Origin of the sequence: Tessaracoccus sp. MC1865, assembly GCF_017815535.1 — a bacterium.
GTDB lineage: Bacteria > Actinomycetota > Actinomycetes > Propionibacteriales > Propionibacteriaceae > Arachnia.
On the sequence record NZ_CP072596.1, the window covers coordinates 278,553 to 303,719 of the forward strand.

The window sequence follows — 25,167 nt, forward strand, 5'->3', positions numbered from 1 at the left end:
AATTCCCCACCTATTGACCTTTCCGTAACGACTGTTCTAGCGTCGGCCTCAGCCAGTGCTGGCCAGGGGGAGGCAGGACGCAGCCCCCGTACATTCAGGCCCGACTGCGGGTGCCTCCGTGCGTTCCGCCGTGCCTAATCAATTCTTGGGGAAGAAGTCATGGAACAAGTCAGCATTCGTCGACCCTTGGCGTGGATGATCGCCATTGTAGTCCTTCTCAGCGGGTTCTTCGCAGCCTCCCTCAACAGGGCCTGGGCGGCACCGGATGACGGGGTTGCCGACATCAAGGGGTTCTTGTCGACGAACCCCACGGGGAACCTGGCCACCTGGTCCGAGGACCTCGGAACGGTAGGTGCGTTGGCGCTGCCGCTGCCCCTGGTGACGTCGTCGCCGGGGGCATTGCTGGGTGTGGACGATCTCATCCAGAAGGTGGTCGTCGACACCCTGTCGGGCGTCGAGAACTTCACCGACCTGACCACGGGCACCTTCCCCTTCACGCTTCCTGACGGGCGCAGCGGCACGCTGATCACGAACGCCACGCAGGTCGGCGCCGGCTGGCGCGTCGACTTCACGGCGACCGTGAACCGCACCGTCACCGGCCTGGACCTCCACCTCGCCGACGCCGCCACCGGCGTCGACCTCTCCGTCACCGGCGGCGTCTCCGCCGCGGTCACGGCCCAGCTGAAGTTCAGCATCCAGGAAGACGGCAGCGGCGGGGTGTGGATGATCCATGACACCGCCCCCACAACCCGGTCGCCCCGCCTCGACATCGACGTCACCGCCACCGTGACCGCCAACGCCAAGGCCGCCGTCGGCATCCTGGGCGTGACGCTGCCCGACTCGGACCTCTCGGTCGAACACCACACCGTGGCCACCTTCAACGACCCCAACAACGACGGCAAGCTCGCCTTCGTGGGCAACCAGGCTGAGCTGGCCGCGGCCGGCTCGCTCGAGGGCCTCGTGCAGGCAGACCTCGATGTGGACAGCGAGAGTTCCATCTCCGGCGAGTTCACCCTCGGCGCCGATACGTCCGTGACCATCCCGGGCTTCCCGACGACGGTGAACGCCACCGTCGCCGTCAACTGGCCCGACATCACGCAGGGCGCGCCGCAGGTCACCGCGACCGGCTTCGACGCCACCCTCGGCAAGTTCCAGAACATGAACCTCCAGAACCTCGCCGACGGGCTCGCCCGCGTGATCACCGCCATCAACGCGATCCAGCAGCGCAACTACGACTCCGGTGGCGTGCCTACCGGTAACCTGGACCTGCCCTTCATGCGCGGGACCCTGGCCGACGTCATCGCCATCGCCGAACCGCTGAAGGCCTTCCTCGCGGACAACGTCTGGTCCGACGGTGACCCGGCGAGGCTGGGCACCCCCAAGTTCAGCTCGCTGCAGGACCTCCTGACCAAGCTCAACGCCAGCCTCGATCTCGGCACGGTCAGCTGGGACTCCACCAACAACAAGTTCGTCATCCCGCTGGAGTTCTCGGGCACGGCCTCCGGGAACCTCGACAAGGCCGCACAGGACCTCTCGGGCACCAGCAGCACCTTCACCGACACCACCATGACCGTTTCCGGCACCCCCTGGGCGGGCCAGAACCTGTCCGGACGTCGGGTCGTCGCCGGCTCATCGGGCGGCGAGATCGCCAGCAACACCGACAACTCCATCACCCTCACCGGCAACTGGGCGCCCACCACGCCCACCGGCACCGTTAACTGGGTGATCTCGGGCCCGGAGGAGCGCACCGGCGCCATCACGTTCGCCGATGTGCTCACCAACGACGACGGCGCGGGCATCCTCGGCGCGAACGCCGAAGCCAGTGCGGCAGTGGTGAGCGCCACCCACAAGGCCACCATCACCGTCGTGCTCGACCTGAACGACCCGGTGACGGGCATCGCCTGCGCACCGGCGGACAAGGCAGGTCAGCCCTGCCCGTACGAGACCACCGTCGCGGGCATGAAGATGCAGGTCGACGAATGGCCGCTGCCCACCGACCGGGTGATGCTGCGGACCGGCTCCACCATCTACACCGCAGACTTCCCGATCGAATCGACGATCGACATGCAGGCCCGTGCCGGCTTCTTCAAGGTCAACATCAAGGGCGACCTCGTCATGTGCCGCTCCAGCCAGAACGACGCGTGCAGCGACACCGGCACCGACCCCATGGTCTCGATGGCGCTGAAACCCATCGGCGATGCGCAGCACGACATCCGGCTCAGCAAGCTCGTCAGCATGCTCGTGACCGATCCCGGCGCCGTGCTGACCCCCGACATCAACATCCGCGCCAAGGCGACGGCGAGCATCACCGTGCCGGAGCTCGAGGGCTTCGTCGGCAACGACGTGACGTTCACCCTCAACTGGACGGATCTGACCGACCCCGACACCCTCGTCTTCACCGCACCGAACTTCTCGAAGCTCACCTCGCTCGATTTCTCCGTTGACAACCCCAAGGCGTTGTTCAACATGGTGATCAAGCAGCTGCAGACGCTGGTGCACAACATCGCCGAGGCCGACCCCGGCACCGGCAGTGACGCCTACAACACCAAGCTGCCTGGCATCGGCCGCTCCCTGCGCGACCTGGTGCTCAGCGACCAGGCCAACGGCGACGCGGGCGTCACCTACGGCGCCAAGACCCTCGTGGACAGCACCCGCACCACCGCCGCAGCGAAGTTCACGCAGGCGATGGTGGGCCGGGCGATCACGGTGGGCACGCAGGTCAACATCGTCGAATCGGTGAGCACCGACGGCACCACGCTCACCATGGTCAAGGACTGGGACGCCCTCCCGGTGGCCGGCACGCGCTACACCGCCCGTGCCGCGCTGCTCGACGCGGTCGACTGGCTCGTGGCGAACAACCCCGACACCATCCAGGACCTGGTGACGAATCTCAACTCCCGCTTGGGCGGTACGCCGCTGTCGGTGGCCTATGTGCCCGGGACGGCGCCGGCGCCGGCCAGCCTCGTGCTGAAGGTGGCATGGGACCGCAGCTACCGCACCGACACACCCATCGCGGTGGACCTCGGCGCGCTCGGCGACGTGGTCACGGTCAAGGCGACCGGCCAAGCACAGGCCAGCGTCACCGGCTCCGTGAAGGTGGGAATCCTGGTGCCACTCAGCACCGCGGATCCCGGCTTCAAGGTGATGGAGGACTCCAGCATCTCGGTGCACGCCAACGCCTCCGGCGAGGGCGTCCTCACCGGCACCTTCGGCCCCCTGTCGCTGTCGCTGGGTGACCCCTCCGGCGCTGAAGGCGCCGAGAAGGCCAAGGTCGCCGTCGATCTCGGCGTGCGCATCGGCGTCGACGGCGCCACCGCGAACAACCCGGTGGACTGGTCGACCTTCCTCGGCAGCGCCGGCGTGAAGCTCAACCCCACGGGGATGGCGACCGGCGGCGTCACGTGTGAGAGCGGCATCACCACCGAACTCATGGCGTGTGCGAACGTGCCGCTCTTCGCCAAGGGGGTGAGCGATTACACCTCTGTGGGTGCCCTCAAGGTGCGCCTGCCGCGCTCGTCCGACCTGGGTGATCTGCTGCCCAGCGGCAACCTGCCCGCGCCCGACGACGCGCTCAAGCAGCTCGACATCCCGGCTGATCTCGCCGCGCGCATCGCCGCTGCGGTGCTGGACTTCGGCCAGTTCGAGCACGGCCTCGACAGTTACCTGGCCACAGCTGAGGTGGCACTGCGGGCGGCCTCGTTCGAGGGCAAGCTGCCGCTCGTCGGCAAGGACCTGCAGCAGGGCGCCGACTTCCTCGGCACGCTGCGCACCACGCTGAAGAATGAGGTGCTCGGCGGCCTGACCAGCTTCAGCCCCAAGGACTGGGTGGCAGAGGTCAACAAGCGCCTCGACGAGAAGCTCACCGCAGCCGGCCTCCAAGCGGTCTCCCCGCTGGTCGGCCTCGAGTGCAAGGCGTTCCTGGAGCCCGCAACGGGCCTGACGGCAGTGGCCGTGCCTGTTCCGGCGGCGGATGCCGTGAAGCAGACGTACGAGTACCGCGTCGTCGCCTATCAGGGCCCGGCGGATGCCAAGGAGGACACCGTCGCGAGCAGCGTGGCCTCCGTCGAGCAGGCTGCACTGTCCGCGAGCGTGGGCGTGAAGCTGGACTGGACTGCTGTCGCGGGAGCGACCGGCTACAAGGTGCTGCGCAAGCTCTCCACCGACGCCGAGTTCATGTTCCTCTTCGACGTGGGCTCCGCTCTGACCTACACCGACAACGGGACGGCCACAGCGGCCGCCTACACCCTCGTCGTCGAGAAGCCGCAGCTGATCGACTGCCCCGCCAACCAGGTGGGTGGGGTCACGCTCGAGGTGACAGTGCGCGATGAGTTCACCGGCGCGTCGCGTCCGCTGGACATCGGCATCCCCGGCCTGTCCCTGAAGGCTGACCCGGCGAGCGGTCAGAGCACCGTCAGCGTGGGCGCGAAGTTCGCGCTCCACCTGAAGGTGGGCCTGAACCTCAACGACGGCTTCTACGTGGCCACGCAGGACGGCTGGGACACCGTCGACGGCAACGCCGTGGCGAGCCCCGAACTCGGCGTCGAGCTGAACGTCACCATGCCCGCCAAGGTGGAGGCGAAGCTCGCCTTCATCGGGGTGGACATCACCTCGGCCGGGGCGCCTGAGGTGTTCACCGGCCACTTCAAGGTGGATCTGCACAAGCCCGGGCAGACCGGCAGTTGCTTCGCCGCCGGCGACGCCCTGTGCGCGCCGAGCGACAGCGCCAAGCTGACGTTCGCCGATCTCAGCACGGCCTCCATGGGAGACCTGTTCGCAGTGTCGATCGGCGCCGCTGTCACCATCGACTGGGATATCGAGTCCCGGATCGAGATCGACGGCGACGACTCGCTCCTGCCTGGTGTGAAGGTCAACTTCGAGCTGGGCTGGACGATCTCCGCCGACAACGACGGCGGTTCGCTGCGGTCCAGCGTCGGTACCCCGACGATCGCGTTCAACGACTTCCAGATCGACGCCGGCAAGGTGTTCTCGGACATCCTCGGCCCCATCCTGGAGAAGGTGAAGAGCGTCACGGGGCCCATCCAGCCGATCATCGACGCGCTCTACGCGCCGCTGCCGGTGCTGTCCGACGTCAGCAAGGCCGCAGGCGGTGGCGACATCAGCCTGTTCACCCTCGCGGAGACGTTCAGCACGCTCGCTGACGGACCCGACCTCACCATGGTGAAGCGCATCACGAACGTGATCACGCTGCTCAATTCGCTGCCCAAGTGCACCACCAGTTGCTGGGTGACGATCGGCAGCTTCGACGTGCTCGGCGACGAGGCGCTCGACACGACGCTCACCCCGGACGTGGCCGGCAGCCTGATCACCGGTGGCGTGCCGAACGCCACCCTGCTGTCGGATCTCAACGGGAAGGCCGACGGGTCCGCGCCCGCCACCTTCACCGTTCCGGGGGGATCGGCGCCCGCAGGCAAGGCGAATGAGGCCGGCATCACGTTCCCGATCTTCCAGGAACCCACCAAGGCGTTCGCCCTGCTGATGGGCGGCGACATCGACATCGTCAAGTTCGACTCCGGCAACCTGACGCTGGGCTTCGCCTTCAGCCAGGAGTTCGGACCGGTCTACGCACCGCCGCCGGTGCTGCTGACCCTGTCGGGTTCGGCGTCGATCACGGCGCGTATCCGGGCCGGCATGGACACCTACGGCATCCGCAAGGCCATCGAGATGCGCGACACCGCCTCCGCGGGTGAGCTCGCGGTCAGCGTGCTCGACGGTCTCTACTTCGACACCAATGACGAGAACGGCAAGCCGCTCCCGGTGGTCACGCTCAAGGGCGAGATCGCCGCCGGCGCGATGGTCAGCGTCCTGGTCGTGTCCGTGGGCGTCGAGGGTGGGCTGGGTCTCACCGTCGGCCTCTACTGGAACGATCCGAACAACGACGGGAAGTTCAGGCTGACGGAATTCGTCCAGGCACTGGTGGTCAACCCGTTGTGTCTGTTCCAGATGTCTGGCCGGGTCTATCTGTTCCTGCAACTCAACATCAAGATCGGCGTGAGCATCTTCTCCGTGTCGTTCTCGGTGCGGTTGGTGGAACTGACCCTGTTGGACTTCACCGTGAAGGTGGACTGTTCGCCGCCTCCGCCCAACGTCGGCGGCGTGGTGGGTGACACGCTCTACGTCTTCACCGGCAAGCTCGGCACGGACTCCTACCGCGGCGCCCCGTGGGGCGCCAAGGCTGACGGCGACGCCGAGGTCATCAAGGTCACGCAGCTCCACTACGCGCAGACCACGGCCAACATCGACGGCACCGACGGCGCCTACGACGGCATCAAGGTGCAGATGCTCGGCATCACGCGTGAGTTCCACGACCCGGGCATCAAGCGCGTCGTCGTGGACGGCACCAACAGTCCTGTGCCGATGAAGCTGACGTTCAGCGGTGACGGCCAGCGCCAGACGGAGGTCACTCCTGAGGGCGCACCGCCGCCGGCAACCACGGCGTTCGACCGTGAGGTCGTCGTCAAGGGCACCGGATCCGCCGACCAGATCACGGCGGGCAACGGCCCGGCGTACATCGACGGCGCCGGTGGCGACGACGTCATCACCACGGTGGACACCGGACTCACGGTGAACGGTCTCGTCTCCAAGGCGTGGGTCGCCGGTGGCGCTGGTGCCGACAACATCACCGTCGGTGACGGCGACAACAAGGTGGCCGGCGACGCCACCCTGGCGTTCACCCAGAACACCTCTGCGCTCACCACCGTCAAGGCAGTGGACGCCGAGAGCGACCCGCCGGACATCCCGGTGGGGGCCGTGATCGCCTACGCCTCCGCGAAGGATCCGACGACCCAGGCCCAGGGCGACAACTGGGCCGGCGACACCATCCGCGTCGGTCTAGGCGCCACCAAGGTGCGCGGCAACGCCGGCGACGACACCATCTCGGTGACGACCAACACGCCGACGCTGAGCTCGACGGGCAGCAGGCTCATCGGCGACGACGGCAACGACCGCCTCAACGGTGGGGCCGGCAACGACGTGATCTTCACCGGCGCTGAACTCGACTACGGCGTGGACGATGTCGGCTCCGACGACGCCGACGTGACGACGTTCAACATCGTCAACTCGGGCGAGGGCAACGACTTCGTCTGGGGCAGCAAGGGTGTCGACTACCTGACCAGCGGCTCGCTGAGCAACCAGTCCACGCAGCTGGTGGGCGGCGACGCCAACGACGTGCTCGTCGGCGGCCTCGGCACCGACAAGCTCTACGGCGGCCCGGGCGACGACTACCTGTCGGCAGAGCCCGCCGTGGTGGGGGACCCCGCTGTGGATCCGCACACCATCGACGGCGTCACCTACGGCCCCCTCCGCAGCGTGACCGCGCTCGCGCTCCCGCCGGGAGCGACGCCCAACACCAAGACGCTGGTCGGCGGCCTCGGCAACGACCACGTGTTCGGTGGCGACGGCGCCGCGCTGATCTACGGTGACAAGTTCAACCAGGCCGAGCAGTGCAAGGCCGGCGCGACGGTCGTGTCCGACCCGGTGGCAGAGTCGACGACCGCCGCCACCGGCGACGGCAACGACTTCATCATCGGCGGGAAGGGCGTCGACACCGTCTCAGCGGGCGGCGGCGACGACCGCGTGCAGGCAGGCGGCGGAAACGACCTGGTCTGCGGCCAGCACGGCAGCGACAAGCTCGACGGCCAGGGCGGCGACGACCAGCTCTGGGGCGGCGCAGGGGTTGATTCCGTCTGGGGCGGCGACGGCGAGGACGACGTGTTCGGCAACGCCGACAACGACTTCCTCTACGGCGGCAACGGCGCGGACGTCATCGAGGGCAACGCCGGCGATGACTGGGCCTCGGGTGGTCACGACGACGACCTCGTCGTCGGTGGCACCAGGGCGGCAGGCAAGGCCGACGGCGCCGACCAGCTGTACGGCGACCAGGGTCGTGACCGGTTGATCGGCGACAACGCCACGGCGGCCGCGCTCAGCGTGCCCGTCGACCTGGCGACAACGGACCAGCCGTCGACGCTGGGTGGCAAGGACACCGTCTGGGGCGGCGACGACAACGACACCGCCTTCGGTGGTCTCGACGACGACACGGTGTACGGCCAGGGCGGTGAAGACCACCTCGAAGGCAACAACGGTGCAGACACCGTCTTCGGCGGCGCCGGCCACGACATGATCGTGGGCGGCTCGTGGGAGCGGGCCTCCGCAGGCATCGGCCGACCCGACGTCGGCGACCGCCTCTTCGGTGAAGAGGGCGACGACCTCATCGCCGGCGACAACGCCATCATCGCGGTCGTCCCGCTGGCGCAGAACCATCAGATCCTGCGCAACCGGATCACCGATGGGCGCTCGATCGTCCCGCTCGACCTCGGCGACGCGCCGACGGCGGGCACTTCAGGGGCGGACGAGGTCTACGGCGGCGACGGCACCGACGTCATCCTGGGCCAGGGCGGGCATGACCGCCTGATCGGCAACGCCGGGGCAGACCTCATCGAGGGCTGGGCCGGGACCGACTGGATCGAGGGCAACGACGGTGACGATGATCTCATCGGCGGCTCGAGTTGGGCGCTGTCCGGCACTGGCGACACCACCGTCGGACAACCCGACGTGGCCGATGCCATCTTCGGCGGCGACGGCGACGACGCACTGCTGGGCGACAACGGGCGCATCACGCGTCCGTCGACCGGCGAGGCGAGCATCGCGGCGCTCAAGCGGATGGGCTCCGACGGCGGCAGCCTGGTCACGGCACGCTGGGTCGAATGGTTCGATCTCGCGGCCGGTGGCGCGGCCACCCGCTACGGCGACGACCGCCTCAGCGGCGGCGACGGCGTTGACGGCATCTGGGGCCAGGACGGCGCAGACGTCATCTCCGGCGACGGCGACGGCGACTACATCGAGGGCAACGGCGGCGCGGACACCATCCGCGGCGACCTGCCGATCGGTGAGGCGTCGGCCAAGACGCCCGGGGCCACGGTTCTGGCGGATCCCGGGTGGCCGGGCTCGGCGAGTGCCGCAGCCCAGCTGATGGGACCGGGCGCACCCGACGGCCAGGACGACATCATCGGTGGCAGCTCGCGTCGCGCATTCCGCGACACGGGCGACATCATCGAGGCCAACGGCGCCGACGACGTGGTCATCGGCGACAACGGCACCCTGCTGCGCAAGCTCCAGGGCATGCCGGGCGAGCTCTCCGAGGCCGTGTTCACTGAGCGGTACCCGATCGGCGCAGTGCCTTCGGGTGCCACCGCGGTGCGGGTCTCCGATCCGGCCTCCGGCGAGCCGACGACCAGGTTCTGCAGCGCGAGCGGCACCACCTGTGAGCCGGTGGGCGCCTTCGGCGACGACATCATCTACGGTGACGACGGCGACGACGGCCTCTGGGGCCAGGACGGCAACGACACCATCCGTGGTGGCAACGGCAACGACGAGGTCTACGGCGAACTGGGCAGCGACGAGCTGTTCGGCGAGGCCGGTGACGACGCGATCCTGGGTGACCGGGGCGGCGTCAAGACCACCTACCTCGACGGCGACCGTGGCCCGGCAGGGTTCACGGTGTCGCTCAAGCAGCCGCCCGCCGAAACCTTCACCGGGTTCCGTCGGGGCGTGTTGGATCGACGCATCGACCTGCTGCACGACACCAACGGCGGCGTGTGGCTCGGTTCCAGCACCACCAACGTGATGCCCCATCCGGGCACGGTGGAAGGTGGCCGCGACCGGATCCGTGGCGGGCTGGGCTCCGACGTCATCGACGCCGGTGCTGACGACGACCTGGTCAACGGCGACTCCGGCGGAGACCGGATCTTCGGTGGCAACGGTGAGGACGTCCTGTGGGGCGGCCGCGGGTGTGACCCGTTGGCCGACGCCGCAACGACGGACTGCCTCACCAACGGCGCGTTCGACGCCTCGTCGCGGGGCGACAACGACCGGTTCGTCGACCTCGTCTTCGGCGGCGCGGGCGAACTGGACACGGCCAAGCAGGACGTCATCGGCTCGGACATCATCGACTGGGCGCCGCGCGGCGGCTTCGCCAGCTGCACCACCAGCGACTGGCCGGTCAATCTCGGTGCACAGCTCGTTGACCCGTGTGCCTGGTTCGAGATGACCGACACCGCAGACGCCGATGTCGCCAACAACCAGCACCACCAGGGCGTGGACTGGCTTTACGGGGGCCTCGACAGGGACGTGCTGCAGGGTGACGTGACGGCCAACGGCCCGAACTCCGGTGACCGGCTGATGGACACCACAGGCGCCTTCAACCTGTACTCGCACTGCAACGCGGCCTACGGCGGCTTCAACGACCTGCGGGTCATGTCGCCGGCGGTGCGTGACTTCGTGCACCAGCTGGCGTGGTCGGCCGGGGCCGGCCAGACGGTGGGGGATGTGACCACGAAGGGCACCTCCGCCTTCACCGAGACGGCGATGGTCTACAACTCCGACATGAAGCGGGCGGCAGGACCTGCCTACCCGAACACGCCGGGTCACTTCGACATGCCGGCCTGCCAGCCGTAACCGTCGAACGGTCGGCCCACCCCTCCTTCGGGCGGGGTGGGGCCGACCGCTGTGCTCAGGGCAGTGGGTTCCGAGGTGAGGTTCAGGTGGTCCCGAGTGCGCCGGTGAGGTCGGCGTCGGGGGAGTCGACGATCAGGAGGCGCACCTGGTCGCCCCTGACTCCGACGGTCTCTGACCACACGGTGCCCAGGTTCCGGCGTCCCACCCAGGTGTCGTCGGTGGCGCTGACCTTCTCCGTGACGGTGCCGACACAGGCCTCAGCCTGACGCAGCCACTCGGCGAAGTACGCCGAGGCGTCGGTGGCGGTGGCGAACTCGAGCGTCAGGCCCACGCCGGCGTTGCCTGCGTCGTCGCTGAGGTTGCCCTCAAGGGCCGCCACGGGCTGCGGGTAGGGGCGGATCTCCGTGCAGCCCAACGCGACGGCGGCGTAGGCCGAGTGCTCCGGCGAGGTGGCGTGCACCCAGGTGTCGTTGCCCATGAACCCCTCGTCGGGGCTGCCGGGCCTGGCGGTGGGCCGCCATCCCTCGGCCGTGGCGACGTCACCGGGGGCGAGCCCGCCGGCAGTGCTGGGCGCCGGTGCGGTGGGCGCCGGGGGCGGCTCCGAGGGCGGGGCGGCGGTTCCCGCAGCGGCGCTCGAGGCCGGGGTTCCTGCTGGGCTCGGGTCCACCGTCGGCGTGGCGGTCGACGGGGAGGGCTCGACGGTGGGCTCAGCGCTGGGCGTGGAGGTGGGCCCGGCGGCCGTCGAGGCGCTGGGCGTGGGTGGGACCACCGTCGGTTCCGGCGTCTCCGGGGACGGGGCGCACGCCGACAGCAGCGCTGCCACCGCGAGCGCGGAGTGCCGCGCGAACCTGGCGCTCATCGCTTCTCGAAATGGTGCCAGTCCCACCCGGAGAACCAGCTCCAGCCGTGCGACTGGAACGCCTTCACCGGGGCGCTGGTGGTGGTGAGCATGCCCGGCACGACGGGGGTGCGCTGCACGTACGCGGTGCTGGGGTGCCACTTCCCGGTGGGGTCGCGGTACGGGTTCTGCCACGGGTTGACGTCGACCGCATAGCCGTAGCTGTGCGGCGACATGGCGTACGGGTTGCCCACCACGGTGCGGCAGTTGAAGCCCGAGGTGTTGTTGGCGGCCATCATCGCCAAGTCGTCGCCGCCGAACACGTCTGGATTGGTCATCTGGTAGACCGGGAAGCCGGCCTCGAACGTGCGCCGGAAGACTTCGGCGACCTCCGCCGCGCGCGAGCGCCGCACGATGATCTCGCCCCGGTAGACGCGCCCGTCCATCGACTGCTGGTTGATCCGGATGGAGCTCAGGCCGCTGGGGCCCACGGGGCAGCCGCTGCGGTACGTGGCCGACACCTCGGCGGCCGTGGTGTTCGAGATCACCGGGTTGGCGATGCGGGCCCGCTCGATGCCCAGCGACGCGCTGCTGGGGATGGTGGACCCCCAGGGGAGATTGGCGCACATCCTGACCTGCGTGGTGCCGAGCGTGCCGAGCCCGTGCCGGTAGGTCAGCTGGTAGCTGCCGTCGGAAGTGGTCCGCGCCTCGCCGGTCTTGAACCAGCCGCCAGGCACCGCCGCGTAGGCCTGGACGAGGAGGTCGCCGATGCCGGGGGCGACGCGGCCTGTGATGGTCGCCGTGCCGAGCGGGTCGATGCGGGTGGCGGAGGTCAGGCTGACGTCGGCGCGGCGGAGCTCCACCGCGCGGGTCGCCTCGCCTCCCGCAGAGGTGACGACGAGGGTGGCCTGGCCGACGAACCCGCCGGCCAGCCTGGCGGTGAAGGCGCCGCCGCTGAGGGTCGCGGTGGAGGAGGAACGCACCACACCCGCGGCGTCGCGCAGCTCGACGGCGACCGCGGCCCCGTCGTCGCCGCCGCTGACCGTCCCGGTGACCTCGATGTCGCCGAGCCGGTCGTAGAGCACTCCCGTGGGATACACCGGGTGCTGCACCGACCGGATGGTCACGGATGCGGCCAACGCTTGCTGGGTCGCCTCGACGAGCGGCTCGGCTGTGTCCTGAGCCGCAGTCGCAGGGGCGGTGCCCTCCGTAGCGGCACCTGGCTCTGAGGGCTCCGGGCTTCCTGGGACGGCGACTGCGTCCGAGGGCTCCGGGCTTCCTGAAGCGGCCCCCGGATCGGTGTAGCGAAGGCCGCCGACCGCCGAGTCCGGCTCACAGAATGAGGCGACCACCCCGGAGTCGGTGAAGCGCACGATGTTGTTGAACACCCACTGATCGCGCGCCACGTAGCCGCCCGAGGAGCCGCGCGTGTACGTCGTCATCCAGATCGACGACCGGCAGGCCCCGCGGCCGGTCCACTGCGTGTCGCACTCGGTCTTCCAGCGTCGCCCGCCGCTGGTGTGTTCGCCGGGCGTGGCCAGCACGTTGCCCACCCACTGCGCCCGGGGGGAGGGTTTGTAGGTGAGGTTGTTGAAGGTCCAGCCGTACTTCTCGACGTAGCGGCCCGCGCTGTAGGTGACGGTGGTTGCCTGGATCTCGGTGCGGCACCGCTCCACGGTGGAGGAGTACGGCTCGCAGGTGGTGCGCCACTGTCGACCATTGAGGGTGTGCGTACCGGGGGTGGTGTAGACGTCCAGCGCGACAGCGGTGTCGCTCACCGGGACGATCAGGAACCCGAGCGCCATCAGCAGGCCCAGCAGGCCGGAGCCCAAGGCACGTCGTCGTCGCAGAGGCCACCTCATCACGTCACCCTAACAGCGGCACCGGATCACGTCATCCCCTTGTGGTGACTGACCTCGAGCCGGTGGAGGTGCTTGTCAGGACCAATTGAGGCTGCGTCGGGAGACGAACCGGCGGGGTTCGCCGTCGACCGGATCCGGGAATTCCAACGAATAGGCCAGCAGGCGCAGCGGGGTGGAGAAGTCGTCGATCTCCGTGGGCAGCACGTCCGGGTAGAGGGGGTCTCCGAGGAGGGGGATGCCCAGCTGGTCGAAGTGCGCGCGGATCTGGTGGGTCTTCCCGGTGAGCGGACGCACCTCGTAGAGCGCGTGGCTGCCGCGCACCTCGACGATGTCGATCTCCGTGAAGGCGTTGGGTTCGCGCTCCAGGGTCTCGGCCTGCATGGTGCCGACGCGCTTGATGAGGTGCGACTCCACCCGCCGCGGGAAGCTGAGCCCCTCGTCGAACGGGGCGATGGCCCGGTACACCTTCACCGCCGTTCGCTCCGTGAACACGGAGTGGTAGGCGGCGCGCCAGCGCTTCTCGGTGGTCATCAGCAGCACGCCGGCCGTGCCGCGGTCCAGGCGGTGCGCGGCGGACAGCTCCGGCAGGTCCAACGCCTGGCGGGCCTTGACCACGGCGCTCTGCACCACGTGCCGGCCGCGGGGGATGGTGGAGAGGAAGTGCGGCTTGTCCAGCACGACGATGCGCTCGTCGCGGTGGAGGACGGTCAGTTCGCCGGGCACCTCCGCCTCGTCGCGGAGTTCGCGGTGGAACCAGACGAAGGTGTGCGGGCGGTAGACCTCGCGCCCGGTCCACGGCCGGCCTCGGTCGTCGACGAACGCGCCGCGGGCGAGCATCTCGTCGACGTCCTCCGGAGAGGTGGCGAGTTTATGGACGAGCCACTCGCGCATGGTGGGCCAGGGGAGGGCGTTGTCAGGATCCCTGTCCGGGGTGCGCACCCACGCTGCCTGCAGCCCGTGACGGGGCGGCAGCGGCGACCTGGGTGGCATGTTCTCCTCCGAATTGGCGGCGAGGGTGGGATTCGAACCCACGGAGCGTTGCCACTCGGCCGCTTTCAAGGCGGCTGCACTAGTCCACTATGCGACCTCGCCAGTGCCCCACCATGGTAGCGGGTGACGGCAGGTAGGCTCAGCCCCATGCCTGAGACGGTCTACCTCATCCAGCCGCGTCCCCCCGTGCGGGCCTTCGCGATCGCCGCCGTGAGCAGCCTGTTGGGCGCGGTGCTCCTGGTCGCGTCGCTGAGCTCAGGCTGGCATGTGCTCTGGGCGGTGCTGGGAGGCGTCGTGATGGTGACCGGGCTGGTCCTCCTGGTGCTGGCCTTCACGTCGATGAGCCGCCTGGCGGTGGAGGTCACGTTCGACGACGACGGCTACCGCGTGCGCGGCCGCGAGGTCGAGGGCGAGGGCCGCTGGCTCGACGTGAGCAAGGTCACCCAGACCCAGAGCGGCACCCGGGTGACCATTCATCACGGGCACGAGCGGGCCACCTACCTGATGTTCCCGGGGAACGACCCGAAGCAGGTCGACGATGTCGTCACGGATCTGCGCGAGCGTCTCCGCACGGTCAAGGGAATTTAGGCCCCGACTACTCGGCTTCGCCGTTCCACGCACACGCGTCGGCGACGGTCTGCGCACCCTCCTGCAACTCCTCCGGCGTGCCGGAGGGCGACGGTGACGCCGTGGTCTCTTCTTCGGCGGGCGCCGGCGTCGAGGGGGCTGCCGAGGTGGGGGCAACCGACGTGGGCGCGACCGCTGTGGGCGTGGGCGACGGCGGGTTCAGCGCGTCCTCGACGGACTGGCGCATCGCCTCGAAATCCGGATCCGCGTACGAGTAGCCGTTCTTGCCCGGCGAGTAGACCAGCCGCTGCACCTTGGCGTCCTTGACGCGGAACGCCAGCTGCACGAAGGCCTTGAGGTCGCGCTGGGGGATGTCGGTGGTGACCATGTGGGACGCGGCCTGCGCGATGCCCTCGTAGCTGGTCAGCATCGTGGCGGGGTTCGCCTGCTTGATCACCGCGTCGATCAGGCACGACTGGCGAGCCATGCGGGAGTAGTCCGACGTGGTCTTGCGGCTCCGGGCGTACCACATGGCGTCGTAACCGTTGAGGCGCTGGTTCGGGCCCGGCAGGAGGCAGCGGTCCTCATCGCGACAGTTGGTGGCGGTGCCCTTCGGCAGCGGTTCGTTGATGTTGACCACGACGCCGCCCATGGCGTTGATGAGCTGCTGGAGGCCGTCGATGTCGAGCATCATGAAGTAGTCGATCTCCAGGCCCGTGATGCCCTCGACGCCTTCCTTCAGGGCCTCGGCGCCGCGGTAGGTGTTGCCCTGCAGCAGGTTGGGGTAGTCGAGTTCGACCTTGGCCCAGATGCTGTTGACCAGCCATTCCGCCTCGGGTTCGCCTCGGAAGCCCCGGGGGAACGCCTCGGCCATCTCGGAATTCTCCGGGAACGGCGTGTACTGCACGTTGCGGGGGATCTGCACCAGGAGGGTGTCGCCGGTGGCCGTGTCGATGGAGGCCACCATGATGGTGTCGGTCCGGACGCTGTACTTCTCCACCTCGTCCGCGCGGGCCTCGTTACCGTCGGCGCCCAGCAGCAGCACGTTGACCCGGGGGACGTCCTTCCAGGGGTCCACCTGCGGTTCGGTGGCCAGCGTGGGGCGCGAGGTGGACTGCACGCCGCCGTCGCCGGTGTCGCCGCCGGGGCCGAAGACCCTCTCCACCAGCATGATCTGGTCGTGCGAGTAGCGGGCGCCCAACGCCGACGGTGCGCTGACACCGAACGCCAGGGCGGCCACGATGGCGGCGCCCAGGAGCCTGCGTCCGTGCTGGAGGCCGCCGGGGCGGGTGGCGATGTGCGTGGTGGCGATGAGCGCCACCCACACCAGGCCCAGCACGATGAGGGAGACGCTGGCGCGGTTCAGGAAGTCGGGGTCGACGGCGATGCTGGCGAAGCTGGCGGTGTCGCGGAGCGCCCAGTTCAGGAAGTAGAGGCCCAGAGCCAGGGCGCCGAGCGCGGTGGCCGCGCCGACGACCTTCAACCAGCGCTGCGGCGCGCCCAGCAGGCCGGAGCCGGGCAGGACAGTCGACGCGGCGGTGAGCAGCAGGGAGGTGCGCAGCTTGCGGCGCTTCACCTCGTCGGGATGCAGCGACGCGCCAGGCTCTGCGATGGGGGTGCCGCCGAGCGTCACGGCCGGGGGAGTGGGGCGCGGCTTCGCGGTGGGACGGGGCTTGGGTTCCTCACCGAACGGCACGTCGGCCCACTCGTCGCGGGCCTGCAGGGCGCGTTGCGGGACGGGCGTCGGCTTGGCGCTGGCCCGGAACCAGCTGTGGTCCTCCAGGCGGGAGCGGTGCAGCGCCGACGTCTCCTCCGAGCCCTCCTCGGGCAGGTCGAAATCAGGCTCGTCGCCGAGGCTGTAGCCCCGTCGCGGCTTGTCGTCGCTCATCCATGCTCCCTGGGTGGTCCTGCGCGCCAGTGTAACCCGCACTGTTTTGGCGCTCACCATTGTGCTCGGCTAGGCTGGTTCGGCACTGGAGGTGTCGCCTAGTCCGGTCTATGGCGCCCGCCTGCTAAGCGGGTTTCGAGCTTCAACTCGATCGCGGGTTCAAATCCCGCCACCTCCGCCAGTGAACCAGAACCCCCGTTTCGGGGGTTTCTGCGTCTCCGGGGCTTTCACCCCGCCGGCGTGACGCTCCGCGCCACTGTGCTTCCCGCCCGCGGCCCTAGGCTGATGCCCATGGCTGGCCTCACTGATCTCGGCGCGATGCTGCGCGAACTCTCCCCCTCCGTGCGCGACGGGCGCTTCGTCTACGTGCTCCGGGCCGACGACACCCTCGACGACTACGACTGGGAGGCGCTCGAGGTCGAGGCCCAGGCCGTGATCGTGGAGGAGGAGGGTCGCACGCTGGTCCTCGAGGAGGAGGTGGCGCTCGACTATGACAAGCAGTTCGACGGCGTCTTCGGCTGGATCACGCTCGAGGTGCATTCCTCCCTCCAGGCGGTGGGGCTGACCGCCGCCGTGTCCACCGCCCTCGCCGGGGCCGGGATCAGCTGCAACATGCTGGCCGGGCTGCACCACGACCACCTCCTGGTGCCCATCGACAGCGTCTCCAACGCGCTCGAGATCCTGGAGCGGCTCAGCTCCGCCCCGTGAACGTCCTCCAGATGGTCTCACCCTGCCCGAATCGGTGGGGGTGACCCCATCTGAAGGACAGTTACCGGGTCAGCCCGCGTTCGTGGGCCAGCAGGTACTCCTTGCGGTCCACGCCCCCGGCGTAGCCGACGAGCTTCCCTGAGCTGCCCACCACCCGGTGGCAGGGCACCACGATGCTGATGGGGTTGCGGCCCACGGCCGTGCCGACCGCACGTGAGGCCGACGGGCGACCCAGCGCCGCGGCGATGTCGCCGTAGGTGAGCGTCTCGCCGTAGGGGATGGCGGCCATCTCCGACCACACCGAGCGCTGGAACTCCGTGCCCACCGGGTTCAGCGGGAGGTCGAAGACGGTGCGCTCACCGTCGAAGTACTCGCGCAGCTGCTGTGTGACCTCGGGGAGGGCGTCGTCCACCCGTTCGCCGTACGTCTCCGGGCCGGGCGCGTGCCGGTGCTCGACCATGTAGATGGCCGCCAGCCCGCCGTCGCGCTCGACGATCGTGAGGGCGCCGATGGGGCTGTCCATGATGCTGTAGGTGCTCATTGATCCTCCGGGTGGCAGGCCGGACGGCCCGGGATGGTGTTGACGGCGTGGGGTGTGAGGGCCCACAGGTACTGGGTGGCGTAGCTGCGCCAGGGGCGCCAGGAGTCGTTGCCTGCGAGGCTGATCCCGAGTGCCTCGGCGCCGCGGACGACGCCGAGGTCGGTGGCGGGGAGGGCGTCGGGGTCGCCGAGCCCTCGCATCGCGATCATCTCGATGCTCCAAAGGCCGATCCCCTTCAGGCCGGCCAGGGTGCGCCGAACCTCGGCGCGGTCGGCCCCGACGCCTAAATCGAGTTCACTCCCGGCCAGCGCGCGGGCCAACCGACGCAGCGTCTGGCGGCGCGAGTCCGGGAAGGCCAGTGCCGAGTCGGGAACCTCCGCCACGGCCTCGGCGGTGGGGAACAGGTGAGTGAGCCCCCGGACGGGGGTGTCGACGGCGGCGCCCACCGCCGCGACCAACCGCGCCCCGTGGGTCTGGGCCGCAGCGGTGGACACCTGCTGCCCGAGGATGATCCGCACGGCCAACTCGTCACCGTCGACGCTGCGGGGGATCCGGCGACCGGGATGCTTCCGCACGAGCGCGCCCAGGTGGGGGTCGCGGCCGAGGTGGTCGGCGACCGCGACGGGGTCGGCGTCGAGGTCGAGCAGGCGCCGCACGCGTGAGATGGCGGTGGGGAGTTGTGAGACGTCGGTGAGCCCGAGGCGGGCGCGGACGCCACCGGCGCCGGCCGGCCAGAGCGACACCACCCCGTACCCCGAGGGGAGCCGCAGGGTCCGGTGGTAGGCGCCGTCGTGGAAGGACTCGACGCCGGGGATCGCGGTCGCGATGAGGTGCCCGAACACGTTGCAGGGGCAGAAGGGGGTGCGGGTGGGGAGGGTGAGGTCGACGAAGGTCAGGCCCCCGCTCGACGGCGTGGGCCGCCGTCGGGTGCGGGCGCGCAGCTCGGTGGGGGTGGCGGCGTAGACCTCGGCGATCGTGGCGTTGAACGAGCGGAGGCTGGAGAAACCCGACGCGTAGGCGACATCCGTGAGGCGCAGGTCGGTCGCCTCCAGCAGGGTGCGCGCGGTGTGCGCCCGCCGCGTGCGGGCCAGGGCGACGGGCCCGGCGCCCACGCCGTCGGCGAGGAGCCGCTGCAACTGGCGCGGCGAGTAGCCCAGCGTGGCGGCCAGCCCCGGGACGCCCTCCCGGTCCACCACGCCGTCGTCGATGAGGCGCATGGCCCGGGCGACGGTGTCGCCGCGCACGTCCCATTCCGGCGACCCCGGGGCCGCCCCCGGGAGGCAACGCTTGCACGCGCGGAACCCGGCGGCCTGCGCGGCCGCGGCGGTGGGGTAGAACCGCACGTTGCTGGCCTGCGGGGTGCGCGCCGGGCAGGAGGGCCGGCAGTAGATGCCGGTGGACGTGACGCCGGTGTAGAACACCCCGTCGAAGCGCGCGTCCTTCGCGCGGATCGCCCTGAGGCAGGCGGCTTCGTCGGTGTGCATGCCTCCAGTGTGGCTGACGACGACTGCCTGAACTAGCAGGAATGCGACACGACGGTGACGCGGATTTCCGTGGACGAGGCCCCGTTTTGGCGAATCGGCGAAGAACCGCGTATAGTCTCTTCTTGCCCAAGCGCTCGTGGCTCAACGGATAGAGCATCTGACTACGGATCAGAAGGTTGCAGGTTCGAATCCTGCCGAGCGCGCCAGCGGAAGGCCTAGCCGGTCAATGACCGGCTAGGCCTTTCTTCATGTCATGGCAGCCACCCTTTTGCACGCGTTCTTGGCGGGATGAACGCCCGCCGGTGAGCCGATCCCCTGATTAAACTCGACCGATCCCCAACGCCGTCGGATCCAGCCGTCAGGCGCCCGATCAAGGAGAGTCGCGCATGGCCACGAAGAAGTCTCCCGCGAAGAAGTCCGCCAAGCCCCAGCAGGCCGCCGTCGACGAGGGCGCCCTCTCCGTTCCGCCGCCCGGCCCCGGTGTCGAGAACCCGGCCGTGGAGGAACCGACCGCCCCCACGGCGCCGCCCCCGCCCAAGCCCTCACAGCAGGGGCCCGACACGGTCACCCCGACGGGAGCGCCCACCGGGGCGCCTGCGGAGGCGGTGGGCCAGCAAGGCGAGTTCCTCACGACGTCGGTCGGCGCCCGGCTCCGGGAGACTGACCGTTCGCTCAAGGCCGGGCCCCGTGGGCCGATTCTCCTGCAGGACCACCACCTGAGGGAGAAGATCACCCATTTCGACCACGAGCGCATCCCGGAGCGGGTGGTCCACGCCCGTGGCACCGGCGCGCACGGCGTGTTCGTGGCCAACGGGCGCGCGACGAAGATCTGCCGCGCCGCGTTCCTGAAGAAGGGCGTCGAGACGCCGACGTTCGTGCGGTTCTCCACCGTCGTCGGGTTTCGTGGGTCGTCGGACACGGTCCGCGACACCCGCGGATTCGCCACGAAGTTCTACACCTCTGAGGGCAACTACGACCTGGTGGGCAACAACATGCCGGTCTTCTTCATCCAGGACGGCATCAAGTTCCCCGATGTCGTTCATGCGGTCAAGCCCGAACCCGACAAGGAGATCCCCCAGGCGCAGAGCGCGCACGACACCTTCTGGGATTTCGTGACCCTGCACACCGAGGCGCAGGCCCACACGGCCTGGAACATGTCGGACCGCGGCATCCCGCTGTCGTATCGGATGATGGAGGGTTTCGGGGTCCACACGTTCCGCCTGATGAACGACGCCGGTGAGACCAGCCTGGCCAAGTTCCACTGGAAGCCGCGACAGGGCGTGCATTCGCAGGTGTGGGAAGAGACCCAGCTCACCGCCGGCAACGACCCCGACTTCCACCGTCGCGACCTCTACGACGCCATCGACGCGGGCGCCTACCCGTCCTGGGACCTCGGCGTGCAGGTGATGCCGGACACCGAGGAAGAGACGTTCGAGGGCATTGACCTGCTCGACCCGACGAAGCTCGTGCCCGAGGAGCTGTGTCCGGTGGAGATCATCGGCACCATGACGCTCAATCGGCGGCCCATCAACTTCTTCGCCGAGACCGAGCAGGTGATGTTCAACCCCGCTCACTTGGTGCCCGGTATCGACTTCACCAACGACCCGCTCCTGCAGGCGCGGCTGTTCTCCTACGTCGACACCCAGATCACTCGGCTGGGCGGCCCGAACTTCAGCCAGATACCCATCAACCGGGCCCATTGCCCAGTCAACGACATGTTCCGCGACGGCTTCCACCAGCACGCCGTGCACGGCGGGGTGGCGCCCTACAAGCCCAACTCCCTCGACGGCGGGAACCCGGCGGAGGCAACCGATGAGGACGCAGCGTTCATCGACATCCCCACGCCGGTGGCGGGGGACAAGACGCGGGAGCGCCCGGCGAGCTTCGAGGATCACTTCAGCCAGGCGACGCTGTTCGTCCGCTCCCTGAGCCCAGTGGAGCGGCAGCACCTGGCGCGGGCCTACACCTTCGAACTCGGCAAGTGCTACGAGGAGGCGATCAAGGTGCGCCAACTGGCATGCCTGGCCAACATCGACGCCGAACTCTGCGCCCAGGTGGCGCAGGGCCTCGGGCTGCCGGCGCCGAAGCCGGCGGTTCCGCCGGCAGACGTCGAGCCCAGCCCGGCTCTGTCGCAGGTGGGCCAGAAGTGGCCTGTGACCGGGCGGAAGGTTGCACTCGTGGTCGACGCCGACACCGCCCCGAAGACGATCGCGGCGGCGAAGGACGCAGTGCTGGCCGCTGGGATGGTGCCGTTCGTCACGGCTCCGCACGGCGGAAAGCTCGGCGACGTGGTGGTGGACCGGACGTTCCTCACCGCCGCCTCGGTCGAGTTCGACGCGGTGATCGTGGTTGACGCCCCCGAGCCTGCACCGGATGCCCTTCCGACGTTCGACGCCAAGGCGGGTCAGGACACCGTCGGCCAGCCCGTGGATCCGCGGGTGGTGAAGCTGGTGGCCGAGATGTACCGGCACTGCAAGGCGATCGGCGTCGAGCCGGGGTCCAGGGAGGTGCTGGCGGCCGCCGGAGTGCCACTGGACGCCCCCGGCGTGCTGACCGGGGAGACTGAGGAACTCGTGGCCGGTCTGGCCGAGCTCCTGGCCAGCCATCGGGTGTGGGAGAGGTTCCCCGCACCCGCCCCGGCCAGCTGAGTCTGGGCCGGGCGCGGGAGTAGGCTGATGAGATGAGCGATGGCGCTTGCAGACGGATCTCCGTCGAGCCGGGGGAGTCCACGTCGCCCAGCGTGGAGTGCTTCGACGGCGTCTGGCGGATCCGCTCCACGGAGGCCGTCCGCCAGATCCTGAGGGAGCGCGACGCCACCACACAGGCCGGCTTCAACTCCGAGTCCATCCCGGACGGCACCATGGCCGATCAGCCCATCCTGTTCGTGGACGGGCAGCCGCACCGGCAGCAGCGCAGCAAGATCGCCCGCTTCTTCGCGCCCAAGACGGTGGCCACCCGCTATCGCGGGCTGATGGAAGCGCGTGCGGACGCACTGGTGGCCGAGATGGCGGCCAAGGGCCGGGCACAACTCGACGACGTGTCGCTGCGCTATTCGACGGAGGTCGCGGCGAAGGTGATCGGCCTCACCGATTCGCGTCGACGTGGGCTGGCGCGTCGTCTGGAGCGCTTGCTGGACCAGCCGGTCTACGACCCGGCCTCAGACCGAGCCGAGGGACCGGTCCGGGCAGCTCTTCGGGCGCTCCGCGGGGCGGCGCCGATGGCCTGGTTCTACTTCTGGGACGTGCGCCCCGCCATTCGGGCCCGCAGGCGACAGCCGCAGGAAGACGTCATCAGCCACCTCATCGACGAGGGGTACGGCGCCCCGGCCATCCTCATCGAGTGCGTCACCTACGGCGCGGCGGGCATGGCCACCACCCGCGAGTTCATCTCGATGGCGGCCCTTCACCTGTTGCGCGACGACGCACTGCGCTCGCGCTACGTCGTGGCCCCCGACGACGAGCGCTACGCGATCCTCCACGAGATCCTGCGGCTGGAGCCGATCATCGGTCACCTGTACCGGAGGGCGGAGAAGGAGTTCACGTTCACGGACGCGGGCGCCACCCACACGGTGCGGGCGGGGCAGCTCCTCGACCTGCACATCCGCCAGGCAAATGCAGACCCGGCCACCGTCGGTGACTCGCCGTTGGACCTCTGCCCCGGCCGGGAGCTGCCCCGCGGCATCGGCCCCGAAGTGATGAGCTTCGGCGATGGGCCCCACAAATGCCCGGGCAACGCGTTGGCGATCCAGGAGTCCGACATCCTGCTGACGAGGCTCTTCGCGCACCCCGTCTCGCTGGTGGGCGAGCCGGCCCTCGGCTGGGACGAGGTCATCTCCGGCTACGCGCTACGCAACGTCAGGATCGCCGTCGGCTGAGGCCCGTCACCGGAAGAAGCCGCAGAGGTGAGGCAGGGAGCTAAGCGCCCGGGGCCCAGATGGCGGCGGTGCGGGCGATGAGTTCGTCGAGTTGGCTGAAGTCGGTGCGTCGGTCTTTGGGCCGGTGTTCGCTCTGAGCGGCGTCGACGGCGACCGGTTCAGCGATGCCGGGCTCATCTGGGCAGGGTGGTGCCTTGGCCGAGGTGAGGTGTTCGCGCAGCAGGTGCCTGCGGTGTTGCCTCGGCCTTCGCGCCGGATCGACATGTCGGGGTGGGGTGAACCACGGCTTTCCGGTGTCCGGGTCGAGGTGGACCTGCCATTGTGATTCGGATGACTGTTGTGGGTCTGGTTCGACCAGCCGGTGGTGGTGCGGGCAGAGGAGAACGCCGTTGGCGAGTGAGGATTCTCCGCCTGCCCACCAGGGAACGATGTGGTGGGCTTCGCAGGCGCGTGGTTTGGCCGCACACCCGGGGAATGCGCAGCCTCCGTCGCGGAGGGTGAGGGCGGTGCGGATCCCGGTGGGGAAGAGGCGGTGTTTGCGGCCCACGTCCAGGGGTTGGGAGTTGGTGCCGAGTACGACGGGGATCAGGTCTGCGTCGCAGGCCAAGTGTCTGGCGTCGGCGGCGGATAGTCCGCCTAGGCTGTGGCCGCCGAGGACGTCGACTCGTCCCAGGCCGGTGAGGAGGGTGTTGTAGTTGACGGTGATGTGGACCTGGGGGCGGTCTCCGCCGTGGGCGGGGAGTTCCCCGGTGGCGGCGGCGGTGTGGACCAGGATCATCAACGCGTCGGCGCGGCGCATGGCGGGGTCGGAGGGTTCGTCGGAGTCGCGGTACGACGAGGCTGGCGGCATCACCGCGTCGAGTTGTGCGGCGAGCAGTTCTGCCTGGGCGGTGGGCAGTAGGCCGCTGAACCTCGACGACCCGTGGTGGTCCGGGGTGATGGTGAGGTACCGGTTGCGGCGGGCGGCCCGGTCTTGGGCGTCGAGCCTCTTTTTGTCTTCGGCTTCGGCGCCGTCGGGGTCGATCACCCGGAACACGTGGCTGGCCAGTTCCCGCAACTCGTCTGGGCCGAGGTTGTGAACCTCCGCCAGGACGGAGCGCTGGCACAGCTCCACCTCTGCACGCGTCACAGCGTTGGGGAGCTTTCGGAGCCCGGAGATGATCGCTTCGGCCTGCGCCAGGGAGATTTCCCCGTCGTTCAAGGCGGCGGCGATGAGCGGGAAGCGTTCCCCGAGATCCATGGCGAGTTTCAGTGACGCGGTGGCCTGGGCGGTGGTGGTGCGCACGGACTGCCGCACCCGCTCCACTAGCGCGTCATCGGCTGCGAGGCGTGCGTCGTGCAGGAGCCGCAGCCGGGCGCCGGCTGCCTGCGCCTGGACCTCGTCCAACAGTGCCGCGAGCTGGGCGCGACGCTGGACGTCGGCTGCCGGGTTCATTCCCAGGGAGCCGATGTCCTGCCACAGGGCAGCCATGCCCTGCAGCAACACTTCGCGCGTCTCGTTCATACGTACCATTAAATAAGAACGCACTGACAAAATTGCTCGAGTCGGCGCCCTTCTTCGAAAACCACCCCAAAGGGTGGGCGGACGCAGCCCAAGGTGCCCTCCGGGGTGCATTCTGCCGCTGCCAGAAGTGCTTGGCTGGAGGCTCACAATAAGGAAGAAGACATGTCCAATGCCGACCGCGTCCGTTCGTCCACCGCCGACAGCGTGCAGCAGCGCCTCGACGAGGAGCGGCTGCAGCGGGTCACCGAACTGGCCGATGCCCCTGCCGAAGTCATCACCCAGCACATCAAGGACCTCGACAGGGCCTGGGACGTCGAGCGGGTGCTGGAGGCATTGCGCGGCGACTTCGCCTACCTCAACTTCCAGGGAATGGACGCCGCCAGCGCCGCCGCGGCCGCGTTGAAGGCTGCCGAGGAACAGCAGCCCTTCTGAGCCCCC

At 69.3% G+C, this 25,167-nt stretch carries 13 protein-coding genes and 3 tRNA genes; 8 read left to right on the forward strand and 8 right to left on the reverse strand.

Features of this window, described 5'->3' with window-relative positions; translation table 11 throughout:
- Nucleotides 1–195: 195 nt before the first annotated feature.
- On the forward strand, nt 196–10,473 hold the full coding sequence (locus J7D54_RS01200) for a calcium-binding protein (RefSeq protein ID WP_182762854.1): 10,278 nt from the start codon (nt 196–198) through the stop codon (nt 10,471–10,473).
- Nucleotides 10,474–10,555: 82 nt separating this feature from the next.
- Here the strand turns inward: J7D54_RS01200 and J7D54_RS01205 are convergent, their stop codons facing one another.
- The 4 genes from J7D54_RS01205 to J7D54_RS01220 form a co-directional block, all read right to left on the reverse strand.
- A complete protein-coding gene (locus tag J7D54_RS01205) occupies nt 10,556–11,332 on the reverse strand; it encodes a hypothetical protein (RefSeq protein ID WP_182762853.1) in 777 nt (258 codons plus the stop codon).
- Nucleotides 11,329–13,173: a M15 family metallopeptidase gene (locus J7D54_RS01210; RefSeq protein WP_182762851.1), complete on the reverse strand. Its 1,845-nt coding sequence runs from the start codon at nt 13,171–13,173 to the stop codon at nt 11,329–11,331. The genes J7D54_RS01205 and J7D54_RS01210 overlap by 4 nt, the downstream gene beginning before the upstream one ends.
- A 75-nt stretch (nt 13,174–13,248) precedes the next feature.
- Nucleotides 13,249–14,064, reverse strand: coding sequence for a pseudouridine synthase (locus tag J7D54_RS01215; RefSeq protein WP_209455241.1), 816 nt, complete (start codon nt 14,062–14,064; stop codon nt 13,249–13,251).
- A gap of 113 nt (nt 14,065–14,177) precedes the next feature.
- A tRNA-Ser gene (locus J7D54_RS01220) sits at nt 14,178–14,265 on the reverse strand.
- Between the two features lie 45 nt (nt 14,266–14,310).
- Between J7D54_RS01220 and J7D54_RS01225 the strand changes: the two genes are divergently transcribed.
- The gene (locus J7D54_RS01225) at nt 14,311–14,751 is read left to right on the forward strand and encodes a hypothetical protein (RefSeq protein ID WP_076064170.1); all 441 of its coding nucleotides are present in this window, start codon (nt 14,311–14,313) and stop codon (nt 14,749–14,751) included.
- A gap of 7 nt (nt 14,752–14,758) precedes the next feature.
- Here the strand turns inward: J7D54_RS01225 and J7D54_RS01230 are convergent, their stop codons facing one another.
- On the reverse strand, nt 14,759–16,618 hold the full coding sequence (locus J7D54_RS01230; protein WP_182762849.1) for an LCP family protein: 1,860 nt from the start codon (nt 16,616–16,618) through the stop codon (nt 14,759–14,761).
- A gap of 87 nt (nt 16,619–16,705) precedes the next feature.
- On the opposite strand from J7D54_RS01230, the gene J7D54_RS01235 reads away from it, so the two are divergent.
- Nucleotides 16,706–16,799, forward strand: a tRNA-Ser gene (locus J7D54_RS01235).
- A gap of 110 nt (nt 16,800–16,909) precedes the next feature.
- The gene (locus J7D54_RS01240) at nt 16,910–17,326 is read left to right on the forward strand and encodes an ACT domain-containing protein (RefSeq protein ID WP_209455179.1); all 417 of its coding nucleotides are present in this window, start codon (nt 16,910–16,912) and stop codon (nt 17,324–17,326) included.
- A 61-nt stretch (nt 17,327–17,387) separates the two neighbouring features.
- Here J7D54_RS01240 and J7D54_RS01245 read toward each other — a convergent pair whose 3' ends face one another.
- Both J7D54_RS01245 and J7D54_RS01250 read right to left on the reverse strand, forming a co-directional pair.
- A complete protein-coding gene (locus J7D54_RS01245) occupies nt 17,388–17,867 on the reverse strand; it encodes a methylated-DNA--[protein]-cysteine S-methyltransferase (protein ID WP_182762847.1) in 480 nt (159 codons plus the stop codon).
- Nucleotides 17,864–19,351, reverse strand: a complete 1,488-nt coding sequence (locus tag J7D54_RS01250) for an AlkA N-terminal domain-containing protein (RefSeq protein ID WP_182762845.1) — start codon at nt 19,349–19,351, stop codon at nt 17,864–17,866. The genes J7D54_RS01245 and J7D54_RS01250 overlap by 4 nt, the downstream gene beginning before the upstream one ends.
- Before the next feature lie 130 nt (nt 19,352–19,481).
- Here J7D54_RS01250 and J7D54_RS01255 point away from each other — a divergent pair.
- The 3 genes from J7D54_RS01255 to J7D54_RS01265 all read left to right on the forward strand — a co-directional run bounded on the left by J7D54_RS01255 (nt 19,482) and on the right by J7D54_RS01265 (nt 23,225).
- Nucleotides 19,482–19,557: transfer RNA gene (locus J7D54_RS01255), tRNA-Arg, on the forward strand.
- A gap of 180 nt (nt 19,558–19,737) precedes the next feature.
- Nucleotides 19,738–21,999: a catalase gene (locus tag J7D54_RS01260; RefSeq protein WP_182762843.1), complete on the forward strand. Its 2,262-nt coding sequence runs from the start codon at nt 19,738–19,740 to the stop codon at nt 21,997–21,999.
- A 32-nt stretch (nt 22,000–22,031) separates the two neighbouring features.
- Nucleotides 22,032–23,225: a cytochrome P450 gene (locus tag J7D54_RS01265; protein ID WP_182762841.1), complete on the forward strand. Its 1,194-nt coding sequence runs from the start codon at nt 22,032–22,034 to the stop codon at nt 23,223–23,225.
- 40 nt (nt 23,226–23,265) lie between these two features.
- Here the strand turns inward: J7D54_RS01265 and J7D54_RS01270 are convergent, their stop codons facing one another.
- A complete protein-coding gene (locus J7D54_RS01270) occupies nt 23,266–24,729 on the reverse strand; it encodes an HNH endonuclease signature motif containing protein (RefSeq protein WP_182762840.1) in 1,464 nt (487 codons plus the stop codon).
- 162 nt (nt 24,730–24,891) lie between these two features.
- Between J7D54_RS01270 and J7D54_RS01275 the strand changes: the two genes are divergently transcribed.
- Nucleotides 24,892–25,161, forward strand: a complete 270-nt coding sequence (locus tag J7D54_RS01275) for a hypothetical protein (protein ID WP_182762838.1) — start codon at nt 24,892–24,894, stop codon at nt 25,159–25,161.
- Nucleotides 25,162–25,167 lie beyond the last annotated feature (6 nt).

Coding starts and splice junctions, on each gene's coding strand:
- J7D54_RS01210 (WP_182762851.1), bottom strand. CDS start 13,173: ATGAGGTGGCCTCTGCGACGACGACGTGCCTTGGGCTCCGGCCTGCTG.
- J7D54_RS01265 (WP_182762841.1), top strand. CDS start 22,032: ATGAGCGATGGCGCTTGCAGACGGATCTCCGTCGAGCCGGGGGAGTCC.
- J7D54_RS01225 (WP_076064170.1), top strand. CDS start 14,311: ATGCCTGAGACGGTCTACCTCATCCAGCCGCGTCCCCCCGTGCGGGCC.
- J7D54_RS01215 (WP_209455241.1), bottom strand. CDS start 14,064: ATGCGCGAGTGGCTCGTCCATAAACTCGCCACCTCTCCGGAGGACGTC.
- J7D54_RS01205 (WP_182762853.1), bottom strand. CDS start 11,332: ATGAGCGCCAGGTTCGCGCGGCACTCCGCGCTCGCGGTGGCAGCGCTG.
- J7D54_RS01250 (WP_182762845.1), bottom strand. CDS start 19,351: ATGCACACCGACGAAGCCGCCTGCCTCAGGGCGATCCGCGCGAAGGAC.
- J7D54_RS01230 (WP_182762849.1), bottom strand. CDS start 16,618: ATGAGCGACGACAAGCCGCGACGGGGCTACAGCCTCGGCGACGAGCCT.
- J7D54_RS01245 (WP_182762847.1), bottom strand. CDS start 17,867: ATGAGCACCTACAGCATCATGGACAGCCCCATCGGCGCCCTCACGATC.
- J7D54_RS01200 (WP_182762854.1), top strand. CDS start 196: ATGATCGCCATTGTAGTCCTTCTCAGCGGGTTCTTCGCAGCCTCCCTC.
- J7D54_RS01240 (WP_209455179.1), top strand. CDS start 16,910: ATGGCTGGCCTCACTGATCTCGGCGCGATGCTGCGCGAACTCTCCCCC.
- J7D54_RS01275 (WP_182762838.1), top strand. CDS start 24,892: ATGTCCAATGCCGACCGCGTCCGTTCGTCCACCGCCGACAGCGTGCAG.
- J7D54_RS01260 (WP_182762843.1), top strand. CDS start 19,738: ATGGCCACGAAGAAGTCTCCCGCGAAGAAGTCCGCCAAGCCCCAGCAG.
- J7D54_RS01270 (WP_182762840.1), bottom strand. CDS start 24,729: ATGAACGAGACGCGCGAAGTGTTGCTGCAGGGCATGGCTGCCCTGTGG.